This window comes from Brachyspira hampsonii 30446 (assembly GCF_000316195.1).
Lineage (GTDB): Bacteria > Spirochaetota > Brachyspiria > Brachyspirales > Brachyspiraceae > Brachyspira > Brachyspira hampsonii_C.
The window spans coordinates 599,278-620,600 of record NZ_JH994111.1 but is presented as its reverse complement, the minus strand read 5'-3'; the positions used below and the strand labels follow the sequence as shown (position 1 = coordinate 620,600).

Here is a 21,323-nt window from a genome sequence, read left to right as displayed (position 1 = left end):
TTATTCAACCTGTTATATTTAATTTACTATCAGTATTTTTTGAAGAATTATCTTTGTTATTATTAGCTGCTGCCTTACTTTCGACATTAGTTTTAGACATTTGCTCTTCAACACCTTCCCAAGCTGTTTTAAGCTCTTTGAGATACCTTATCACTTCTAACAAAGGCGGCTTAGTTTTAGATATATTTCCTTCTGTAAGTTTTTGATTCATATATGTATATATAGAAGCAAGTCTATGTGCTATATCTCCGGCTTCATAATTAAGAGAAGATAAAAGCTCATATATGATTTCCTGTGCTTTTACTATATTATTATGTGCCTCTTCAGTACCATGTTTTTTATCCATAGCAGCACAGGCAGTTTCTAAAAACTTGATAGCACCGTCATAAAGCATAACGATAAGTCTATTCTGTGAAGCGGTACTCACATCAACTTTTTTATATTTTTCATATCCGTTATTACTAGACAATTTACTCCCCCCATTTGTATTATTATGTTAATTACTAAACATTATCGGAAAATCACAAAAAGCATAAAACATTTTTTAATACAATAAAAATATAGCTGTAATATTATCTATTATAGCATATAATAAAATTAATACCATAATATAAAAAAAGGAAGAAATTATGATTAATGTAAAATTTAATAATGGTATAGAAATGCCTATATTAGGGCTTGGACTATATAAAATAACAGATAAAAAAGAATTAGAAAATACACTAAGATGGGCTATAGAAGCAGGATATAGAAAATTTGATACTGCCCAATTTTATAATAATGAAAAAGAATTAGGAGAAGCTATAAGAAAAATAGGAATAAAAAGAGAAGAAATATTTATAACAACTAAAATATGGAATACAAAACAAGGTTATAATTCTACAAGAAAATCATTTGAAGAAAGTTTAGAAAAACTTAATATGGATTATGTAGATTTAGTGCTTATTCATTGGCCCGGACAAAAAAAGGAAAGATATTTAGATACATACAGAGCATTAGAAAATATATGCCAAAGTAAAAAAGCCAAATCTATAGGATTAAGCAACTTTGAAATAAAGCATTTAAAAGATATATTCGCACATTGTAATATTGCCCCTGTACTAAATCAAATAGAAAGACACCCTAATTTGCAAAGAAATGAATTAATAGAATTTTGTAAAAATCATAATATCATTGTAGAAGCATGGTCTCCATTGGCAAGAGGAAAAATATTTGATAATAAAACTATAATTGATATAGCAAATAAATATAATAAAACTCCTGCCCAAATAATATTAAGATGGAATATAGAAAATAATATATCTGTTATACCTAAATCTGTAACTAAAGAAAGAATAGAAGAAAATATAAATATATTCGATTTCAAATTGGACAAAAATGACATAGAAAAAATAAATTCATTAGAAAACGGATACAGAATAGGAGAAGATCCTTCAATTTTTGATTTTTAAAATTATTTTTATTACAAGTATTTTATTATTATAAAATATTATAGTTTATAAAAATAGATTTTTAATATATAATTTACTAATCATTATTATTTGGAGGATTATTTTATGTCTGATACAAAAAGAATTGCAATAATAGGTGCTATGGATTCAGAAATTACCAATTTTAAAGGTATGATTGAAAATATAGAAGAAATTGAAATAGCTAATATTACTTACTATAAAGGCACATTATGCGGTAAAAATATAGTATTATTAAAATCAGGAATCGGTAAAGTTAATGCTGCTATTGCTACAACTATAGCCATAGAAAGATTTAATGTAGAAAAAATAATATTTACAGGTGTTGCAGGTTCAGGAAATCCTGATTATGATATATCTGATATAGTTATATCAAAAGACTTAATAGAACATGATTTTGATACAAGTGATTTAGATGGAGAAGAACTTACTGTATTAGTTAAAGGCTATGATAAAAATTACTATCCCGCAGATGCTTCTTTGATACAATTAGCAAAAGAATCGGCACAAAAAGTGATAAAAGAAAATAAAGTATATATTGATACAATAGCTACAGGAGATCAGTTTGTAGGAAACAATCAAAAAGTTAAGCAAATACATAATAAATTTAAGGCTGGTGCTATAGAGATGGAAGGTGCTGCTGTTGCCCATGCTGCTTTGATGTATAAAGTTCCTTTTGTAGTTATACGATCATTATCTGATAAAGCCGACAGTGATGCTGTGGTGGATTTCCCTAAATTTGTTGTAAAATCTGCACAAAACTCAATGAAAATAGTAGTGGAAATGCTTGAGAATATGAAATAATTAAAAAAATAAATAATATAGTTGTTTAAAAAATAAATATATAAAGTTTTAAACTACTCTATTTGTTTATAATTAAAGTATTACATTCATTTTTATATTCTAATAAATAGACTTGTTTCAAAACTACTTGACAAAATTATATATAAAAAAATTAGTAATAGTCAATTATAAAATAATGTCTTACATGTTTTATAACCTATTATTTTAGTATGTAAATATGCAGTCTTTTTGCTTCTTTGGGTCACCAAAAGAAGTGGGGTTTGGCACGAATGTGTGCTTCGCAGCAAAGCCCCAACTATAATCAAAAAATATTAAATTAAAAAACTATAAACGTTAATAAATTTAGTTTTGAAACAAGTCTAATATAGTATTTATAAATCATCTTATTTTACAGATTAATATATAAAATAAGCTGCATCATTTTACAAACAATTTTTTAAATTAAATAGTTATCATAAATACATATTATACATATTAAAAATATTACTACTTATAATAAATTTACTATTGAAAATATTTTGATTTATAATATAATCTTTACTATTAATTAACATAATATCGGAGAATACATGCCTGATAGAAGAACGATATTAAATGGAAATGGGGTTGGCGATGATGTAGCTATAGGGAATTCTTTTTTTTATACTCCATACCTCAATACTCCAATATACAAAATAGAAGAAGCTGATGTAGAAGAAGAATATAAAAGATTTGATGAAGCTGTCAAAAAATCTATAAATGAAATAGAATTATTACAAAATCATGTAGACAATAATATCAAAAATATATTACATACTCATATATTAATGCTTCAAGACAGAGTAATAGAAAAACAAGTAAAAGAAGAAGTTAAAGAAAAATTACTTAATATAGAACATGTATACGATACTATAATATCAGGATATCTTAATAAATTATCATCTATAAATAATAAAATGCTTTCAGAAAGAAGCAGCGATATAGTTGATATAAAATCAAGACTGATAAGAAATTTAATACAGCCTCATTCAGGAGATTATTCACAAGCACCAAGAGAAAGTATTGTAATAGCAAAAACACTTACACCTAGCGATGTATTGAAATTTAATGCTATAGGAGTTGCAGGATTTATAATAGAAAGCGGAGGATACACTTCTCATGCTGCGATACTTGCTAAATCTTTCGGCATAACAACTATATTCAACATAGCCGACATATCAAGCAAAATAAAAAACGGAAGAAAAATCATAATAGACTGCAAAAGCAATATAGTTATAATGAATCCAAATGAAAAAGATATTTATAATTATACTATATTAGCAGAAAATATAAAAAAATTAAAAGAAAAATTAATATCAGATGCTAGAGAAAAAGCATTAACAAAAGATAATATAGAAATAAAAGTACATGCTAATATAGATATGCCGGAAGAAATAGAAAGTTTATTGAAATTTGGTATAGATTCTATAGGCTTGTATAGAACAGAATTTTTATATATATTTTCAGATGAGGAAATAGCATCAGAGCTTCCTACAGAAGAAACTCAATTTCAAGTATATAAAACTATAGCCTCTAAAATAAAAGGAAAAGTAATAATACGAACTTTAGATATAGGCGGAGATAAAATATCACCTGCTTTGGGATTAGAGTTCAAAGAAGATAATCCTTTCTTAGGGTGGCGTGCTATAAGATTCTGCTTATCTAATAAACAATTATTTAAAGATCAGATAAAAGCACTGCTTAGAGCTTCTAATTATGGAAATATAGAAATAATGATTCCTATGATAAGCACTTTAGAAGAATTTATCGAAACTAAAAATTTCATAGAAGATATCAAAAAAGAATTAAGAGATGAAAATAAAAATTTCAATGAGAAAATAAAAATAGGTGTTTTAATAGAAACACCATCAGCTGCTGCGATAATAGATTTAATAGTAAAAGAAGCTGATTTCTTATCCATAGGCTCTAATGATTTAGTTCAGTATATGATGGCATGCGACAGAACTAATGAAAAGCTGATATATTTGTATAATCCTATAGATATATCAGTTCTTAGGACATTAAAAAGAGTTATAAAAATAGCTAATGAAAATAATAAGCCTGTAACTTTATGCGGTGAAATGGGAGGTGTTCCTGAATATACTCCTGTACTATTAGGACTTGGAATAAGAGAGCTTTCAATGTCTGTAACATCTATTGCCAAAGTAAAAAATATTATTAGAAACATAAGCATAGAAGAATGCGAAGATTTAGTAAATAAAATGCTTGATAAATGCGATAATAATTTTTCAAGGTCAATTTTAAAAGATTTTTTAAGAAAAACATACAAAATTAATTAATGAAGGTAAATTAAATATGAATAAAATATTACTAAGTATAATTATATTAATATCTGCTGTACTCCTTAGTTCATGCAAAGCTGCAGATTCAATAAATGAGTATAGAAAATTAAAAGATATAGAAAGTACAGAAGATTACGGACCTTTAGGAGACTTTTTAAAAACTCTGCCAAAAACAGAAGAAGAAAATGCTCAGTCTCCATACAATGAACTTACAACATTCATCACAGGAAGAAATCAAATATTATCATCAAGCTATAAAGAAGGTTTTGAAACTTTAGCAAGATTCTTATTCACCTACCCTTCAAGTTATTATGAAAGCGAGGCATCATATCTTTTAGGACAGGCATTAATATATATGGTAGAAAATGAACCGGCATATATAGAAGAATTCTACACTCAATTATTATCCGAAGGTATAGTTGAAGGCGAAGAAAATAATGATGATGAAGCGGTTACAAATTTTCAAGCTTCATTAAAAAATATATACAATCAAATGGGAATAATAACAAAAGACGGACAATACTCTTTTAATGGATATATATTTGACAGAATACTTCAAGATGAAGAAAGTGTTTTTCCTTTAAAAGATTTTGCTTACTACTTCAGCATAAGACATAGATTCAGCAGCATACAAAATGAAAATGATAAAGCTAAATTTATTACAAATATTACTTATTTAAGACGATTCTCAGACAGATACAGAACAAGCGTACTTCAAGACAGCATATTACATAATCAATCATATTTCCCCGATAATCTGCCTTTTACTTTAACTTCTGCTGAAAATAAAAATTATAAAGACACTATAGAAACTGTACAAAAAAGAATAGATGCTATAAAAGCAGAATTTGAAGAAGAATACTATGTTATAGGAAATGGAATCATAATAAGAGACAGAATACCTGCAATTACTCCGGGTACTGAAAAACAACTCTATACATTATATAATTATGATTTTGTAACAGTTCTTAATAAGACAAATGTATATAATCCTAAAGAGAGGGCAAGAGAAGATTGGGCTTTAGTAAAATATGATACTTATTACGGACCTATAGTAGGATGGAGCTATTTAAGATATATGACAAATAATATTCAGAATATGGAAGATATATTTGACAATTATAAGGCAGCTATGAATTCATATAAGAATTATGACTATCTAAAATCATCAGACTTCTTCTCTTATATACTTAATGATCCTAATACAAATTATTTCACAGATAAGTCAGTATATTTCCTATGGAAAGTTAATAATAAAATAGGAGAATTAGTAAGTTCAAAAAATAATCCTTATTATAAATATGTATTAGATTATCCTAAATATTTTTATTATAATACGAATAACAATGTACTTCAAAGCTCTACTTTATTGTATAATTATTTAGTAAAAATACTTCCTAATAACCCTTACAGATTTGTTATAAGCGGAGACAGTGAGGCAGAATACAGCGTGGATTAATTTTGTTATGCATTTAATAATTAGGAGCATATATGAATAAGAATATAAAATTTATAACAGATTTCTGCAATTATAAACTATAAATTGAAAGCTGAATTATTAGAGTCTAATGTTTTGTATTTCTGGCGGGATTAATCCGTTTTTATAATTGACTTTTATATTTATTATCTTATAATCTTTCTTGATTTTTATTATTTAATTTCTATTTACATATATGGGGTTTATGAGGTTATGACTATGGAAGAAAATAGTATTAAAAATAACAATACAAATGAAAAAATAAATAATACAATTAATGATATAAACAGCAAAATAGCTAAAATATTAGAAAATAATTTAATATCAAATTTAATAATTATTTTTATAGGTCTTATTGCTTCATCTCTTATTACAATTGCTGTTTTTATTTTTATGAATAATAGAATTTCTAGATTCCTTATGGATTCAAAATATATTTTTACTTTATTCACTCCATTTTTTCATCTATTTTATTTTTTCTCTTTAAGCTTGATATTTTATATAAATAAAAATTTTAATTTAAAAAATATATTGATAACATTTCTATCAGTTGTTTTTATATTAATTGTAGATTTAAGCACTAATTTTTTCATACAAAGTGCTGCTATAGATAATAATGATTTTTTTGTACAAATATCTATTATAAAATATATATTTAATAATATAATATTTTTTATAATATTAGCTTTGTCATATAATGGTTTTCAAGTATTAAACTCTAAAAGTATTTCAGAGTTTTTTACTTTTTCTGCTGATATATCAATATTTGCAGGTTTAATAGCAGGCATAGTATCAACAGTATTTGGAATATTTGCAGCAATAGTTCTATTTTTGATGAAAGATATTATTGGCAGCATAGATGATGAAGTTATAATAAAATTAATAGTATTATCAGGATCATTTTTTACTTCATTATTTCCATTTTTGGTATATACAGTTTATAGAAATATTAAAACTAATATTTCCATTTATTTATCAAGAATATTAATGCCTTTTAGTTTATTATTTATATTTATACTTTTGATTCTTTTATTAATGCCTGATATAAGTCCTTATGATAACAGAGTAAGTTTTATTCTTTATAATATAATGCTTGCTGTAATTGTATTAAACATGTTCTTTATAAGAATAGATTATAAATCAAGCATATTTACCAAGGCTTTATATATTGTTCTTCCTTTAATAGCAATTATTTTTGATATATTAGTGTTAACATCTTCTTTGTACAGATTAATAGAATATGGTATAAGCCCAAATAAAATAACATTGATAGGTACAAACTTAGTTATGCTAGGTAATTTGATTTTTATAACATTTTTTAATATCAAGTCTATACTAATAATATTCAAAAAGCCTGATAGTATTCCAAACATAAAAGAAATCACCATAGGAGATACTAAATCAGTATTTTATATATATATTTACGGAGCTTGGTCTTTTATAGTATGTTTTATAATACCTATATTGTTTTCATTATTTAAATAAAAATTGATTATGAATTGACATAAAAATAAAATATTTTATAATGCTATCAGGCAATAACTATACAGCTTATATAAGTTCATAATATGGCTGAACGTTTCTACCAATTACCTCAATAATTGACTATAAGTTTTGTGCCTTATTTTAATTAACGGAGGTATCAATATATGTCTAGTCTATTTATCAAAAATGCTTCTTCTATAGTTACATGCGATAATAATGATACGGTTTATAATTCCAGCAATATTTTTATAGAAAATGGAGTTATAACTTATATCGGTAAAGAAACAAAAGAAGAAAAAAATGCCGATAAAATAATTGATGCTTCAGGCTGTTTTGTATATCCGGGACTTATCAATACTCATCATCATTTATTTCAAATATTCACTAGAAATCTGCCTCAGGTTCAGAATATGGAATTATTTGAATGGCTTACTAATCTATACGAAATATGGAAAAATCTTAATAACGATGTTGTGTATTATAGTTCTATGACAGCAATGGGAGAATTATTAAAAACAGGCTGCACTACATGTTTTGATCATCATTATTTATTTCCTAATAATAATGCAGAAGGAATATTGGATTCTCAGTTTGCTGCTGCTAAAGATTTGGGAATAAGAATGTATGCTTCAAGAGGAAGTATGGATTTAAGTAAAAAAGACGGAGGACTTCCTCCTGATTCTGTGGTTCAATCAATAGATGATATTTTAAAAGATTGTCAGAGAGTGGTTGAAAAATATCATGACAGCTCAAAATACTCTATGAACATGGTGGCATTAGCTCCTTGTGCTCCTTTCAATGTTACAGGTGAATTATTAAAACAGTCTGCTATTTTAGCTAGAGATTTGAAGGTAAGACTTCATACACATTTATGCGAAACTAAAGATGAAGAAGTTTTTGTTAAAGAAAAATTCAATATGCGTCCTTTGGAATATATGGAATCTCTTGGCTGGGTTGGCGAAGATGTATGGTATGCTCATGGAATACATTTTAATGAAAAAGAATTAAAATATTTGGCTGATACAAAAACAGGTGTAGCTCATTGCCCTATATCAAACATGAAATTAAGTTCAGGAATTTGCAAAATACCTGAAATGCTTGAATTAGGAGTACCTGTAGGTTTAGCAGTTGATGGAAGTGCAAGCAATGATGGTTCCAGCTTACTTGAAGAGATGAGAGTATGCTATTTACTTCATAGACTCAATTCAAGCAATAAAGCTCCTAGTGCTTATGATATATTAAAAATAGCTACAAATGGAGGAGCAAAAGTTTTAGGCAGGTATGATATAGGAAGTTTAGAAATAGGAAAAGCAGGCGACTTATTCATGATAGATATGAGAAAATTAGAAATGGTAGGGGCTAATTTTGATGCTAAATCTTTATTTGGTACTATAGGATGGAAAAATACTGTTGACTATACCATTGTTAATGGAAAAGTTGTTGTCGAAAAAGGAAAAATCATCACTATAGATGAAGAAAAAATATATAAACTTGCTGATGGCATAGAAAATAAATATCTTAGTAAAGCAAGACAATAATTGACTCCTTATTTTATACACAAAAATATATGCACAGCTTTATTTATAGAGCCGTGTTTTTTATTTTTTATAATTGATAGAGTTGCTTCAAAACTAAATTTGTTAATATTTATAAATTTTTTTTTATATTTTTAAATTATAGTTGGGGCTTTACAGTCGCGTGCTTCGCAAAACCCAACTTCTTTTGCCGTCCGCTTTGCGTGCCCTAGCAAGGAACCTATTAGGTGGTGCCCCATAAGAAGTACACCTCTCTGTGCATGCCTATGGCAGGCGAAATAACTGCATTTTCTAGCTTAAATATATAGCTTACACAACATATAAAACATCTGACTAAATTATAATTAATATTATTTAATTTGACATAAAACAATAAACTTATAAAATTATTTGTCAAGTAGTTTCGAAACAAGTATAATTTCTATTTTATATAATTGACAAATATATAATATGATATAACATTCAAGCAATATGGAGTGATTACTATGATTAAAAAAATTTATTTTATTTTAATTTTTATATTAATAACAATATTATCATGTCAAAAAAATAATATTTTATATCCTAAAGAAAAAGGAAACCTTATAATAATTCATATGAATGATACACATGGAAAAGATGAAGAAGAAAATGGAGTATACGGAGCTGCTAGAAGAGCGGCTTATATTAAACAAGTAAAGGCAACTAATGATAATGTTTTGGTTCTTCATGCTGGAGATACCATTACAGGCAGTATTTATTCCACTGTTTTTAAAGGACAAGATGAAGTTAAAATTATGAATGAACTTGGTGTAGATGCTGTAACAATTGGGAATCATTTTATAGATTATGGACTTGATAATTTCAATCAAATAATAAAAGATAGAAACTTCCCTACTCTTTCAGTAAATATTAAAAATAAATCAGATAATAGCTATTATGCTAAGCCATATATAGTTACAAATATAAATGGTATAAAAATTGCAATAGTAGGCGTAACTGTAAAAAATGCAGGATACAATCCTCAATACACTCAAAATTTAATATTTGAAGATGAAATACAATCATTACAAAATTTCATGTCAGAAATTCCTTTAAATACTACTAATGATGTTACAATACTTCTAAGTCATGCCGGATACAATGTTGATATAGAAATTGCCAATGCCATACCTAATACCTTTGATATTATAATAGGTGGACATACTCATACTGTACTTCAAAATGCTAACACTGTAAACGGCACTCCTATAGTACAGGCAGGCTGCTACGGACAGTACTTAGGAAATATTAATTTATATGCCAATAATGGAAATGTTTCAAGATTTAATTATAAACTAATTCCTATGGATAGTAATATAAAACAAGATCCTGATATGCTTGCTTTGATTAATGAAATGAAAACTCAAGTAGAACAGGAATCTAATGTGAGAATAGGCACTTTATCTGAAGATTTGCCTATTAATGTTACAGAAATTAGATCAAAATCTACAGCTTTAGGAAATTTTGTATGCGACTTGATATACGATTCTAATCAGGAAGGAGATAAGGCAGATATTGTTTTCATAAATGCCGGAGGAATAAGAGCTGGATTTACAAAAGGAGACATAACATTAGCAAATGTAATGACAGTTTCGTCTTTTGATAATGAAGTAATATTGGTTACATTAACCGGAAAAGATATACTTGATATATTAAGGGTAGCATGCAAAAAAAGTACAGTAATTGCTGGAAATTCAGGAGGAAGTTTCCTTCAAATGTCAAAAGGAATGGAAGTTATATACAACAGCAGCGGAGATTTAATATCTGCTAAATTAAATAATACTGCTATTAATGAATCACAATCATACAGAGTAGCTTTATCTACATTCATATATAACAGCAGTGATTATGTTAATATTACTCAGAAAGGACAGAATATTAATATGACAGGTAAAGACTGCAGAGATGATATGATATTAAAAATTAAAGCTCTTGGAAATATAGACAGCAGTTATATAGATAATACAGTTAGAATTAATGTTCAGTAAATAAAAAATATATATAAATATCATACTTAATTTAAATAATTAAGTATGATATTTTATCTTTTAGTTTTTTATATTAAAATTTTCTTTTTAATACTATCGCTTTATGCGGGCATAATTCCTGACAGCAGTAGCATGATATGCAATGTTTATAATAATATTCAGGCGGATAATCTTTACCTTTTTTCTCAAAATTAAGTGCTAATGGTGTTACAGGACAAACCTTAACACATACTCCGCATTTTACACATTTATTCTTCTCTATTACAGGTTTAGGTATTATAGTCGCAAAAAGTCTTTTAATTATAGGGAATCTGCTTAACTTCATTAAACTTCTTCCTATACCGACACCTTTATGAGGCTTTTTAAAATCTGTTACTTTGACACTTTCTATACCATCGCCGACAACTTCTATTTCCTCTTTATTTGAAAAGCCAAGTTTAAATCCCATTTTTAAAGTAGGTATAGTATTATAATCAAATGATATTATTTGAGAAGCAACATAATCCAAAGCAACAGCATCTGATGATACTATTAAAGCATTGACTTTTCTAGGATTTCCATTTCTAGGTCCATTTCCTTCCATAGCAAGAATTCCATCCATTATATAAAGCTTAGGATTAACAAGTTTATTCAAATCAAGAAGCATAGTAGAAAAATCTTCAAAATCTGGAAGCTTCAAATGATATTCTGCCTTTCTAAAACCGGGTATACATCCGAATTGATTTTTTACTGCCCCTGTCATAGTTGTAAGGGCATGAGATTTCAATTTTGGTAAACTTATTATTACATCAGCTTCCTGTATAGGCTTTGCTATAGTAAAACTTTTCTCCTGTACTCCATCATCATAAGTAACTCCTACAGGCTCTTCAAAATCTGCATATTTAACATTTAATTTATTAGCTATTTCATCTATGCCTGACTTCAATGCCACACTGCTTCCCTTACCTATTCCCGGGGAATCTCCATAAGAAATATTTTTAGTTTTTTCCTGAAGTATAGATACAACAGCTTCAAATACTACAGGATGAGTTGTTACAGATCTTTCGGCAGTTTCAGCAGCTAGAAAATTGGGCTTAAGCAATACTTTATCATTTTCTTTAACAAATAAATCTATTCCGCCAATCAAATCTATAGCTTTTTTAATAGCAGATTTTACTTCTTCAAGATCATAATTTTCGCATTTTATTACAGCAACTTTGCTCATAATCTTATCCTCAAATTAAAACTGTATTTATATTATATAAAAATTACTTTAATTGTAAATAGATAAAATTATGAATTATATTAAAAAACAAACCTTATAATTTTTGAATTTCACTTATAAAAGTATACAACAAAATTATATTACATATCTAAACGCACGGTAAATAATACTTAATTTATAATTGAATTTTTTTTTATTACTATTAATCTTATATTCTTAAGCATATTAAGCGTGCGTTAATTAAAATAATAATTTTAAAAAAAATTTGGGCGGGCAGCTAAAACAATAGTTAAAAATTTAAAAGAAATAAAATATGAAAATAACAAAAATGATAGAAAGCCTATAGGGCGGGGTATGTAAATATAGTTTTAAAACTTATTTTCATTCCACCCTCTATATTAAATAATTTATTTTGCATTTTAAATTTCTGTTTTCTTATTGCCTAATTAGAATTTAAAAGCACCCACCCAAGTTTTTATAAAATTTATAATCAATACACCGCACGCAGAGTAAAATTAAAAATATAATATTATTTTTAATTATAATCAGAATAAAAATTGAAGTTCTGTTTACCGTGCGTTAAAAACTTTTAGTAATATTTTAAATGATTTTATTTATCATTCTTGTAATATTTGTATCTGTTTTCTCTATATCGTATAGATACATCTTTTCCGAATAGTGTAAATCTTATATAATTATACTTGTATTTTATTTTACTATAATACTCTTTGATTGTATTAGACTCTATAAGAATAATAAACTCTTTAGAAAAATACTTATTATAATCTTCGGCACTTATATTTTTTATAACTTTATTTAAAGTTGATTTTATTATATCAAAAACTTTTCTCTCATCTTCTACTGTAAAATTTTTTGTTCTGAAAGCTAAAAATACTTCGCCTTCTATATATTTAGCAAATGATAATGACTTACTTTCCCAAAAATTATATTTAGTGTAGAAATCTTCCAATATTTCTAAATATTTTTTTATATCATTAGATAATTTTTTGATATTTTTTTCTGTATTTTCAGTTGACTGCCCATCTCTTTTTACATAATGATAATTTGTATTATAAACAAAACTAACATTCTTAGTATACATTAGAAGTTCATGCGAGAATATACCATCTTCACCCGGATGTACATTAATCGGATATCTTAAATACCTATAATCATCTAATATGTATTTTTTTATAAACATAGACCAAGTAGGAAGTGCCGAATGATAATCTTTATTTACTCTTTTATCCAAATTCCAAAAGCTGCTTAATACCACTAAATCGCTGTTATTCTTTTCAGCATTATTATAAAAAACTTCAATAAAATCATTATCTATATAGTCATCACTGTCCATAAAGAATATATATTCACCATTTGATTTTTCTATACCGTCATTTCTTGCAGCAGATACTCCGGAATTTTTTTTATCTATTATAATGATTCTATTATCTTTATCTGCATACTCTTTTAATATTTCAAGAGAATCATCAGTAGAACCATCATTAATACATATTATTTCTAAATCCTTGTATGTTTGATTAACCGCACTATCCAAGCAAGTACTCAAATATTTTGAAACATTATAAACAGGTATTATTATACTAACCATAATCTTTTATATCCATATAAACTTCAATTTGTATATTAATTAGTTATATTATAACAAATTATTTTTTAAAGTACATCATATAAAAAAAGAGAGGCTTAAAAATACCCCTCTTTTAAAAATTTATCTAATAATAATTAATTAGTTTCATTGATGTATGATAATAAATTTTCGTACTGCACTTTCATATTCTCAGGAACCTTAGGATCATCAAGAAGTTTCTCTAAATATTTTTTAGGTTCATCTTTTTCACCTGCTAATGCCATCATGACTGCTTTATAATAATGAGCTACATAAACCTCTTCAGAATTAGGATAATTTTTTATTATATCATCAAAATATTTATTAGCATTATCATAATCCTTTTTCTGTGCTTTTATTAAACCAAAACCAAGTAAATATTTAGGCATTTTTTCTTTAGATATAGCTTTTTTCTGCATTAAAGCATCATATATCTTTTGAGATTCTGTTTCATTGCCTGATTCCATATATAAATCTAATTTTTCTAAAGTAGGTTCTTTATTTGCCAATACAGAATTTACTTTATTCAATTTTTCTACAGCATTTTTCATATAAGGAACAAATTTTTCTCCCTCAACATATCCTCCTACATTTTCTAATATGAAACCATCAGCACTTATGAAAAGTATTGTAGGAAAACCTTGTACACCATATCTCTGAGCTATCTTTGCTCCTTCTTCTGAAGTTTCAGGATTTAATTTAATAGAAACCATTTTTTTAGCAGCATCTATAACATCTTTATGTGAATAAGTATTTTTATCCAATTCCTTACACCAAGTACACCAATCAGTATAAACATCTATCATTATAGGCATATTCTTCTCTTTAGCTTTCTTCATAGCGGTAGCTAAATCTTTTTCCCATTTTATTTCGGCACTTGCTTTATTACAAGAAACAATAGAAATAAATATCATTATAGAAATCATTAAAGTATTTTTATTCATAGTTTTCTCCTTTTTTAATTATACTATTATAAAGTATTTTAATAATAAAACAATATATTTAATTTGAACCAAAATAACTTATAAAGTCCAAATACTCATTTTTTATTCCGTCTAGTACTTGATTTGTGAGATTTTCTATATATTTTATACCTTCATTTGTCTGTGCATTATTAATTATCATATCCAAAGCCTTATAATAATGAGCTATATAAACTTCATTATAATTGCTGTATTTACTTATTATCTCATTAAAATATTTCATTCCTTCATCTTGTTTATCATTATCTAAAAGTAAAAGAGCAATACTTGACATATACCTAGCCATTTTATCTTCAGGTATTTTATTTTCTTCTGTGAGTTTATTGTACATATCCAAAGCTTCATTATCATAACCTGATTCAAGATAAATATCCAACTTATCTAATGAAATATTATCATCTTTGAATATAGCATTTACTCTATCATTTATCTCTTTCATACTATTCATTTCATTTATTAATTCATCGCTTTCAATATAACCAACTATTCTCTTTAAAATAAATCCATCGCTATTAATAAAAAGCATAGTAGGAAAACCTAATATATTATATTTTTTTAGTATATCTTTTCCATTAGGCATTTTTTCAGGATTGAATTTTAACGCTATAAAATTTGTGCTGCTATCAGCTACATTTTTATTTCTAAAAACATTTTTATCCATTTCCTTACATGCTCCGCACCAATCAGTATATATATCCATCATTATTATTTTATTTTCAGACTTTGATTTTTCAACTGATGCCTCAAAATCACTTTCCCAATTTATTTTTCCGGCATTAGAGCATGACAAAAACAAAATAAAACTAAATATCATAATATATAATTTATTCATCTGATATTTTCCTTAAACTATATTCGCTATTAAAAAATCTCTCGTATATAAAAACAATAAAATCATATAAATGTAAATCAATAAACTATGCCGCCGCATAAAGTTATATCATTATCATAACATACGCATGACTGACCTTTAGCTATAATACCTGTAGGCTCATGAAATTTTATATTAATAGTATTTTCATCTATTGGAATAACAAGAGCCATAGTACCTTTATGAGCACTTCTTGTTTTTACTAATGCTTCAAATTCTTTTTGTATAGGTTTAGCTATCCAATTAACATCATATATTTTTACTTCATTAACCAATGTATGCTTTTTATTTCCAACATAAACTGTATTTGTTTCACTGTCCAATGATACTATGAATAATGGCTCTTTATAGGCTATACCTAAACCTTTTCTCTGCCCTACTGTATAATGCCATATTCCTTTATGATGCCCCAATACTTCATTAGTATCTATATTTATTATGCTGCCTTCTTTATCTTCATCAAATAATCTATGATATTCTCCGGCAAAAAAATCCTGACTTTCACTTTTTTCTGCAACATCCAAATTATAGCCTCTTGCGATGTTTCTTGTATCTTCTTTTGTATTTTCATGCATGGGAAAAATTATTTTAGATAATTGATCTTGAGTGAGTCTGTACAAAAAATACGACTGATCTTTTATTAGATTTTTTCCTCTTAAAAGAAGATATCTTTTAGTATTTTCATCGTATTTGACGCCAGCATAATGCCCTGTAGCAAATTTATCAAATTCTAAACCTTGTTTCTCTATAGCCTCAAATAAAGCCATAAATTTAATCTGACTGTTACACATTATACAAGGATTTGGAGTAAATCCTTTTTTATAAGATTCTGTAACATAATCTATAACTTTTTTCTGAAACATTTCACTTACATCAAAGGCATAATAATCTATACCTATTGCCTTTGCATATTTTTCGCATTCCTCTACAATATTTTTCTGATAAGGACTATAACAAGAACCGCTTAAAGGTGCCCTCTCATCTCCATTCCATAAAAGCATAGTAACACCGAATACATCATTACCCTGCTCTTTTAAGAGTTTTGCCGTAGTAGTAGAATCAACTCCTGCACTCATTCCAACCGCTATTTTTTGCATACTACTCTCCTTTTATTCTTTATATAATAAAACTACATAATATTTAATTTAATAAAAATTACAAATAAAGAAAATATTTTAAATTTATATGATAATATTATTTTTTATATTTTTTCGGCAGAGCTCTTACTTATCCAGCCCTTAAAATTACCTTTCACATAGTACCAATTAGTATACTCTTCAAGCACTCTCAATTTTTCGCCTTCGGATATTTGAGAAACTATAGATGATTTAGTACTGCTGCCGCTGTATAAATTGGCATTATTTACAGTTATTACATAATCAGAATTTATATTATTATTTAATATAATAGTTGGTATTAAAAGAACTACAGAAAGCATTAATAAAAATTTATTTATATTTTTTCTCTTTATAAACATCAAGATCATCAAAGTAAAAAATATTAGAAACAATATTAAAAATCCATACATAATAACTATAATTTGAGAATCATAATCATTATTTCCTGTTAATGAATTTATCATAATTTTTATTTCCTTATCAAAAGGCGATATATTCAAAGCCTTTTCATAATAAAGAACAGCATATCCATTACTTCCAATAGCCGCATAAGATGAAGCTAAATTATAATACAAATCTTTTGAAACAAAATTAGATGCCTCAATATCTTTATATAAATAATTAGCTTCTAAATATTTACCCTCATTATAAAGTTTATTAGCAGATTCAAATAAATTATTTAATCTATCTAAATCAAAAGCACTATATAAATAATACGATTGAAAAAGCAGAAATGCTATAATTAATTTTTTCATATCAATATATACCTATCATAAAATTCATTTTTTAATTTTTAATTCTTTTATATATTTTATTAATTCTATGGATTTTGTATGATAATCTTCATTGCCTGAAGATTTTCCTGAATATAATTCAAAGTTACATCTGTCAATTATATTTTTTATTTCATCAGCCTTTTCATAATCAATATAATCTTTTAATTTATCATAAAAAACATTATCATATTGTATATTAAATTTATTATTTATTTCAGTTAATAAAAGATTTTCTACAGATTTGCAGTACTCTTTTCTATTATTAGAATTATAATAATTTAAAATATCATTTATACTATTATCTTTATTATATTTTTTAGCAAATGAAAATTTTATATTATTAAATTTTTTGGCATTGTAAATAATCAAAGCAGCAATTATCAATATTAATATATAAATATAAACTATATTAATACTTAATACTTTAAAATTTTTATCTTCTTTCAGATATGTATCTCTCAAAGCTATTGTATTTATTTCTTCACCGTCATTATTAACAAATGAATTATTATTAATTTTATTTCCTGATATTGTTAAACTTATCGGATTAGAATGTATATTAGTATAAGCTTTATCATTAGGAGAGAAATAACAGAAATTAATACTTGCAATCGAAGAAGCTCCTTCATTTTTAGCTACTAAAATATACTCCTTAACTTTTCTGCCAAGCATTTTATTATCATCAAACCAATTAGTTTCATATATTTTAGGCTGATAAACAGAAAAATAATTTGTAATATTATCATTAATATTCGGCATTGTTATTATAGAAGTATTACCCTCACCGGTAACTTCCATTGTAATTAAAAGCTCCTCTCCGACAGCAACATTGGTTTTATTTGCCTTTGCAGTAAAGATAAAATTTCCAACTGCACCTGAAAAATTTTCAAAACCTTTTCTATCAGGAAGCGGAATAACTTTTACAGAAAAAGTGTCTTCTCCGTACTGTACTCTGTCATAAAACATACCGTCTTTTTCAAAAACAAATGGAGTAGTTAATATATCCTTTGTACCTGTTTTTACAGGATAAAGCACTTCTCTTTTTAATGGTATGCTGCTTACTCTCTTTCCGTCTATTATTTCAGTAAAAGTATTATACTTTGAAGAATCCGAATATGAAATAAAATCTGTTCTGTCAGGTATCTTAGAAAAACCAAGCACTGTAACAGGAATATGAGTATAAGCCTTTTGTGTTATGTATATAGGTTCATACAGATATACTTCTTTTTTATTAATAATATTATCCACATATATATCATCTGAATAATTCATAAAATCATTGAATCTGTTTCCGCTTGGAGTATAAGAATCATCATTTCTAGTAGGAGCTTTTACAACTTCTATTTCTACAGGATTGGATATATAAGTTCTATTATTAATTTTTACAGTTATATTATCAAATTTATATTTACCTTCGCTATTAGCAACATAAGTAAAATTATATGTTTTTATAGATTTGAAAGTACCTGAAGAATACATCATATTTATTGACTGAGATGTGCCTCTTAATGTAAGCCCAGGCATATCATCTATTAAAACTCTTCCTGTACTATTATCTATAGTTACGGATACAGTGAATACCTCGCCTACACCAACTTTAGTGTCTGATATTTTTGCATTGATGCTGGTTTGAGAAAATAAAGATGAACAAGCAATAAAAAATACTGCCAATATATATTTTAAAGCTGTATTACCAATCCTTATCAATTCTGCCTCCGCCATAATACTGATCTCCATTATCTTTATCTTTTCTATACTGCCTTAAAGATTCTAATAATCTGTCTATATCAGATTTACTGTCCTGATTGTCATTTTGATTATTGTTCCCACCATTATTATTTTGATTATCCTGATTATTATCTCCGCCATTGTTATTCTGATTATCATTATTTCCGCCGCTATTTTGGTTATTTTGATTTTGCTGATTGTCGTTGTTCTGATTGTCCTGATTATTTTGATTATTGCTATTTTGATCGCCTTGATTATCATTATTCTGATTATCTTGATTATTTTGATCATTATTTCCTGAACCGCTGTTATTATTATCACTTTGTCCGTCCTGATCTTGATTCTGCTGACTGCTTGGACCTGTATTATTATTCTGCTTTTGTTCTTCTAATCTTTTTTGTGCATATTCTAATGCCCTTTTTGAATTGTTATCATTAGGAGTATTCACAAGAGATTCTACCAATTCATTTATGGCACCCTGATAATCCTTCATTTCAATCCTAGTTAATCCTGCATTATAATATACAGAACTTTTCATTTCTTTACTAGTATTATCTGTAAAACTTTTTTTAGCCATATCAAATAATTGTACAGCACTATTCATATCTCCTATAGAAGACATAGTGGTACCCATATTATAAAATATTTCAGGCGAATTTGGTACTTTGCTTAAAGCCTTTTCATATAAGGTTACGGCTCCGTCATAATCTCCTTTCTTCATAAGTCTGTTTGCTCTGTCCACATCAAGTTTTGCAGTAAACTCATTGAATGAAAAAGCATATATATTTGAAATAAAGCTGAATAAAAATATTATAATTAATAAGCTGCATTTTTTCATTTTAATAATTCCTCTTAATAATTACTAACTTCAGATTTTCTATTGAGTATTTTCTCTTTTATTATTTTCTTTTTAATAGTTTCCCTCACCTTTAATTGAGTTAAAATACTGAATATACTTGCCAAAAATATCAGACCTGCAGAAATAGCTAAAAATATTTGAAATCTTTCTTTATAGCTTCTATTATTTCTCACAGACGAAACACTATCCATATTCTGCTTCATATCATTAAATATACTTTCAAGCGAAACATTTTCTGCAATATAACTTTTTCCATGAGTGGAATCAGCTATTAACTTTAATGTATTATCATCTCTTTTTGAAATAACAGATTTTTCTCTTACTCCTAAATCGGTACTTATACTAGCCCCTGCTTCAGTCCCAACACCTACAGTATATACACTGACATTCATCTCATTTAATTGTTTTAATATGTCATCAAAATAACCGCCATGATCCTCGCCGTCAGTTATCAATATAATGGATTTTTTACTAACCGCATCTACATTAAAAGTATTTTTGGCAGTAACTAAAGCATCTGATATTCTAGTACCTTGCAAAGTAACAGATTTAGTTGTCAAATTATCAAGTATATAAGTAAAAGTTTCCATATCCTGAGTAAAAGGCGAAGCTATAAAACTTGTTCCTGCAAAACCAACTAATGCAACAGATAAATTATCGGTTGTTTTTACAAATTTTTCTATTTCTAATTTAGCCCTTTCAAGTCTGGAAGGCCATACATCATCAGCATCCATAGATCTTGACAAATCTAATGCTATAGTTACCATGTAATTATCTGTTTTTATTTTCTGCTCTATTATTCCCCATTTAGGCTGCATCAAAGCAAATATTAAGCTGGCAGATGCAAGTATCATAAATATAATAGAAAATATTCTTAAATTTGATATTCTTTTATAGTTTTTATCATTTTGAAAATTCAAGTTTTTAGTAAATATTGATAAAACCTTATGTACTTTTCTCCTTGACATAATAAATAAAATTATAAGCACAGGAAGAAATACATACAAAATTATAAATTTAAAATCTCCAAAAAACATAATATTTCCATTTATATAAA

Annotated in this window: 17 protein-coding genes and 1 riboswitch; of the genes, 7 read left to right on the top strand and 10 right to left on the bottom strand. The window is 26.6% G+C overall.

What is annotated here, in order from left to right:
• Window positions 1-4 precede the first annotated feature (4 nt).
• On the bottom strand, window positions 5-469 hold the full coding sequence (gene fliS / locus A966_RS07600; protein WP_008724259.1) for a flagellar export chaperone FliS: 465 nt from the start codon (window positions 467-469) through the stop codon (window positions 5-7).
• A 160-nt stretch (window positions 470-629) separates the two neighbouring features.
• Here fliS and A966_RS07595 point away from each other — a divergent pair, with 160 nt between their 5' ends.
• The 7 genes from A966_RS07595 (at window position 630) to A966_RS07565 (ending at window position 11,100) form a co-directional block, all read left to right on the top strand.
• Window positions 630-1,451 (top strand): aldo/keto reductase, encoded by an 822-nt coding sequence (locus A966_RS07595; RefSeq protein WP_008724257.1) that lies wholly within the window; start codon window positions 630-632, stop codon window positions 1,449-1,451.
• A 105-nt stretch (window positions 1,452-1,556) separates the two neighbouring features.
• Window positions 1,557-2,273, top strand: a complete 717-nt coding sequence (locus tag A966_RS07590) for a 5'-methylthioadenosine/adenosylhomocysteine nucleosidase (protein WP_008724255.1) — start codon at window positions 1,557-1,559, stop codon at window positions 2,271-2,273.
• Between the two features lie 569 nt (window positions 2,274-2,842).
• Complete coding sequence (gene ptsP, locus A966_RS07585) at window positions 2,843-4,591, top strand: phosphoenolpyruvate--protein phosphotransferase (RefSeq protein WP_008724253.1); 1,749 nt, start codon at window positions 2,843-2,845, stop codon at window positions 4,589-4,591.
• A 16-nt stretch (window positions 4,592-4,607) separates the two neighbouring features.
• A complete protein-coding gene (locus A966_RS07580; protein WP_008724251.1) occupies window positions 4,608-6,053 on the top strand; it encodes a tol-pal system YbgF family protein in 1,446 nt (481 codons plus the stop codon).
• 237 nt (window positions 6,054-6,290) lie between these two features.
• Window positions 6,291-7,556 (top strand): hypothetical protein, encoded by a 1,266-nt coding sequence (locus A966_RS07575; RefSeq protein ID WP_039955722.1) that lies wholly within the window; start codon window positions 6,291-6,293, stop codon window positions 7,554-7,556.
• A 46-nt stretch (window positions 7,557-7,602) separates the two neighbouring features.
• A riboswitch (purine riboswitch) is annotated at window positions 7,603-7,699 on the top strand.
• Window positions 7,700-7,720: 21 nt separating this feature from the next.
• Complete coding sequence (locus A966_RS07570) at window positions 7,721-9,094, top strand: 8-oxoguanine deaminase (RefSeq protein WP_008724248.1); 1,374 nt, start codon at window positions 7,721-7,723, stop codon at window positions 9,092-9,094.
• A 482-nt stretch (window positions 9,095-9,576) separates the two neighbouring features.
• Entirely contained in the window at window positions 9,577-11,100 is a 1,524-nt protein-coding gene (locus A966_RS07565; protein ID WP_008724246.1) for a bifunctional metallophosphatase/5'-nucleotidase, read from the top strand.
• 73 nt (window positions 11,101-11,173) lie between these two features.
• Here A966_RS07565 and A966_RS07560 read toward each other — a convergent pair whose 3' ends face one another.
• The 9 genes from A966_RS07560 to A966_RS07520 all read right to left on the bottom strand — a co-directional run bounded on the left by A966_RS07560 (window position 11,174) and on the right by A966_RS07520 (window position 21,303).
• Entirely contained in the window at window positions 11,174-12,304 is a 1,131-nt protein-coding gene (locus tag A966_RS07560; RefSeq protein WP_008724245.1) for a DUF362 domain-containing protein, read from the bottom strand.
• Window positions 12,305-12,914: 610 nt separating this feature from the next.
• Entirely contained in the window at window positions 12,915-13,913 is a 999-nt protein-coding gene (locus A966_RS07555; RefSeq protein ID WP_008724242.1) for a glycosyltransferase family 2 protein, read from the bottom strand.
• 134 nt (window positions 13,914-14,047) lie between these two features.
• Window positions 14,048-14,875 carry a thioredoxin fold domain-containing protein gene (locus tag A966_RS07550; RefSeq protein ID WP_008724240.1) on the bottom strand — a complete coding sequence of 276 codons (828 nt, stop codon included), beginning with the start codon at window positions 14,873-14,875 and terminating at the stop codon, window positions 14,048-14,050.
• Between the two features lie 58 nt (window positions 14,876-14,933).
• Entirely contained in the window at window positions 14,934-15,746 is an 813-nt protein-coding gene (locus A966_RS07545; RefSeq protein ID WP_008724238.1) for a thioredoxin fold domain-containing protein, read from the bottom strand.
• 77 nt (window positions 15,747-15,823) lie between these two features.
• Window positions 15,824-16,882, bottom strand: a complete 1,059-nt coding sequence (gene mnmA / locus A966_RS07540; protein ID WP_008724237.1) for a tRNA 2-thiouridine(34) synthase MnmA — start codon at window positions 16,880-16,882, stop codon at window positions 15,824-15,826.
• A 104-nt stretch (window positions 16,883-16,986) separates the two neighbouring features.
• Window positions 16,987-17,658: an SH3 domain-containing protein gene (locus tag A966_RS07535; RefSeq protein ID WP_008724234.1), complete on the bottom strand. Its 672-nt coding sequence runs from the start codon at window positions 17,656-17,658 to the stop codon at window positions 16,987-16,989.
• 24 nt (window positions 17,659-17,682) lie between these two features.
• The gene (locus tag A966_RS07530; RefSeq protein WP_008724232.1) at window positions 17,683-19,401 is read right to left on the bottom strand and encodes a BatD family protein; all 1,719 of its coding nucleotides are present in this window, start codon (window positions 19,399-19,401) and stop codon (window positions 17,683-17,685) included.
• On the bottom strand, window positions 19,370-20,245 hold the full coding sequence (locus A966_RS07525) for a tetratricopeptide repeat protein (RefSeq protein WP_008724230.1): 876 nt from the start codon (window positions 20,243-20,245) through the stop codon (window positions 19,370-19,372). The genes A966_RS07530 and A966_RS07525 overlap by 32 nt, the downstream gene beginning before the upstream one ends.
• 14 nt (window positions 20,246-20,259) lie before the next feature.
• Window positions 20,260-21,303, bottom strand: coding sequence for a vWA domain-containing protein (locus A966_RS07520; RefSeq protein ID WP_008724228.1), 1,044 nt, complete (start codon window positions 21,301-21,303; stop codon window positions 20,260-20,262).
• Window positions 21,304-21,323: the final 20 nt, after the last annotated feature.

Bases quoted from the DNA above. Each gene is read 5' to 3' on its own strand.
- mnmA (WP_008724237.1), bottom strand. From the start codon at position 16,882: ATGCAAAAAATAGCGGTTGGAATGAGTGCAGGAGTTGATTCTACTACT.
- A966_RS07595 (WP_008724257.1), top strand. From the start codon at position 630: ATGATTAATGTAAAATTTAATAATGGTATAGAAATGCCTATATTAGGG.
- A966_RS07535 (WP_008724234.1), bottom strand. From the start codon at position 17,658: ATGAAAAAATTAATTATAGCATTTCTGCTTTTTCAATCGTATTATTTA.
- A966_RS07575 (WP_039955722.1), top strand. From the start codon at position 6,291: ATGGAAGAAAATAGTATTAAAAATAACAATACAAATGAAAAAATAAAT.
- A966_RS07525 (WP_008724230.1), bottom strand. From the start codon at position 20,245: ATGAAAAAATGCAGCTTATTAATTATAATATTTTTATTCAGCTTTATT.
- A966_RS07555 (WP_008724242.1), bottom strand. From the start codon at position 13,913: ATGGTTAGTATAATAATACCTGTTTATAATGTTTCAAAATATTTGAGT.
- ptsP (WP_008724253.1), top strand. From the start codon at position 2,843: ATGCCTGATAGAAGAACGATATTAAATGGAAATGGGGTTGGCGATGAT.
- A966_RS07570 (WP_008724248.1), top strand. From the start codon at position 7,721: ATGTCTAGTCTATTTATCAAAAATGCTTCTTCTATAGTTACATGCGAT.
- A966_RS07545 (WP_008724238.1), bottom strand. From the start codon at position 15,746: ATGAATAAATTATATATTATGATATTTAGTTTTATTTTGTTTTTGTCA.
- A966_RS07580 (WP_008724251.1), top strand. From the start codon at position 4,608: ATGAATAAAATATTACTAAGTATAATTATATTAATATCTGCTGTACTC.
- A966_RS07590 (WP_008724255.1), top strand. From the start codon at position 1,557: ATGTCTGATACAAAAAGAATTGCAATAATAGGTGCTATGGATTCAGAA.
- A966_RS07560 (WP_008724245.1), bottom strand. From the start codon at position 12,304: ATGAGCAAAGTTGCTGTAATAAAATGCGAAAATTATGATCTTGAAGAA.
- A966_RS07565 (WP_008724246.1), top strand. From the start codon at position 9,577: ATGATTAAAAAAATTTATTTTATTTTAATTTTTATATTAATAACAATA.
- A966_RS07530 (WP_008724232.1), bottom strand. From the start codon at position 19,401: ATGGCGGAGGCAGAATTGATAAGGATTGGTAATACAGCTTTAAAATAT.
- A966_RS07520 (WP_008724228.1), bottom strand. From the start codon at position 21,303: ATGTTTTTTGGAGATTTTAAATTTATAATTTTGTATGTATTTCTTCCT.
- A966_RS07550 (WP_008724240.1), bottom strand. From the start codon at position 14,875: ATGAATAAAAATACTTTAATGATTTCTATAATGATATTTATTTCTATT.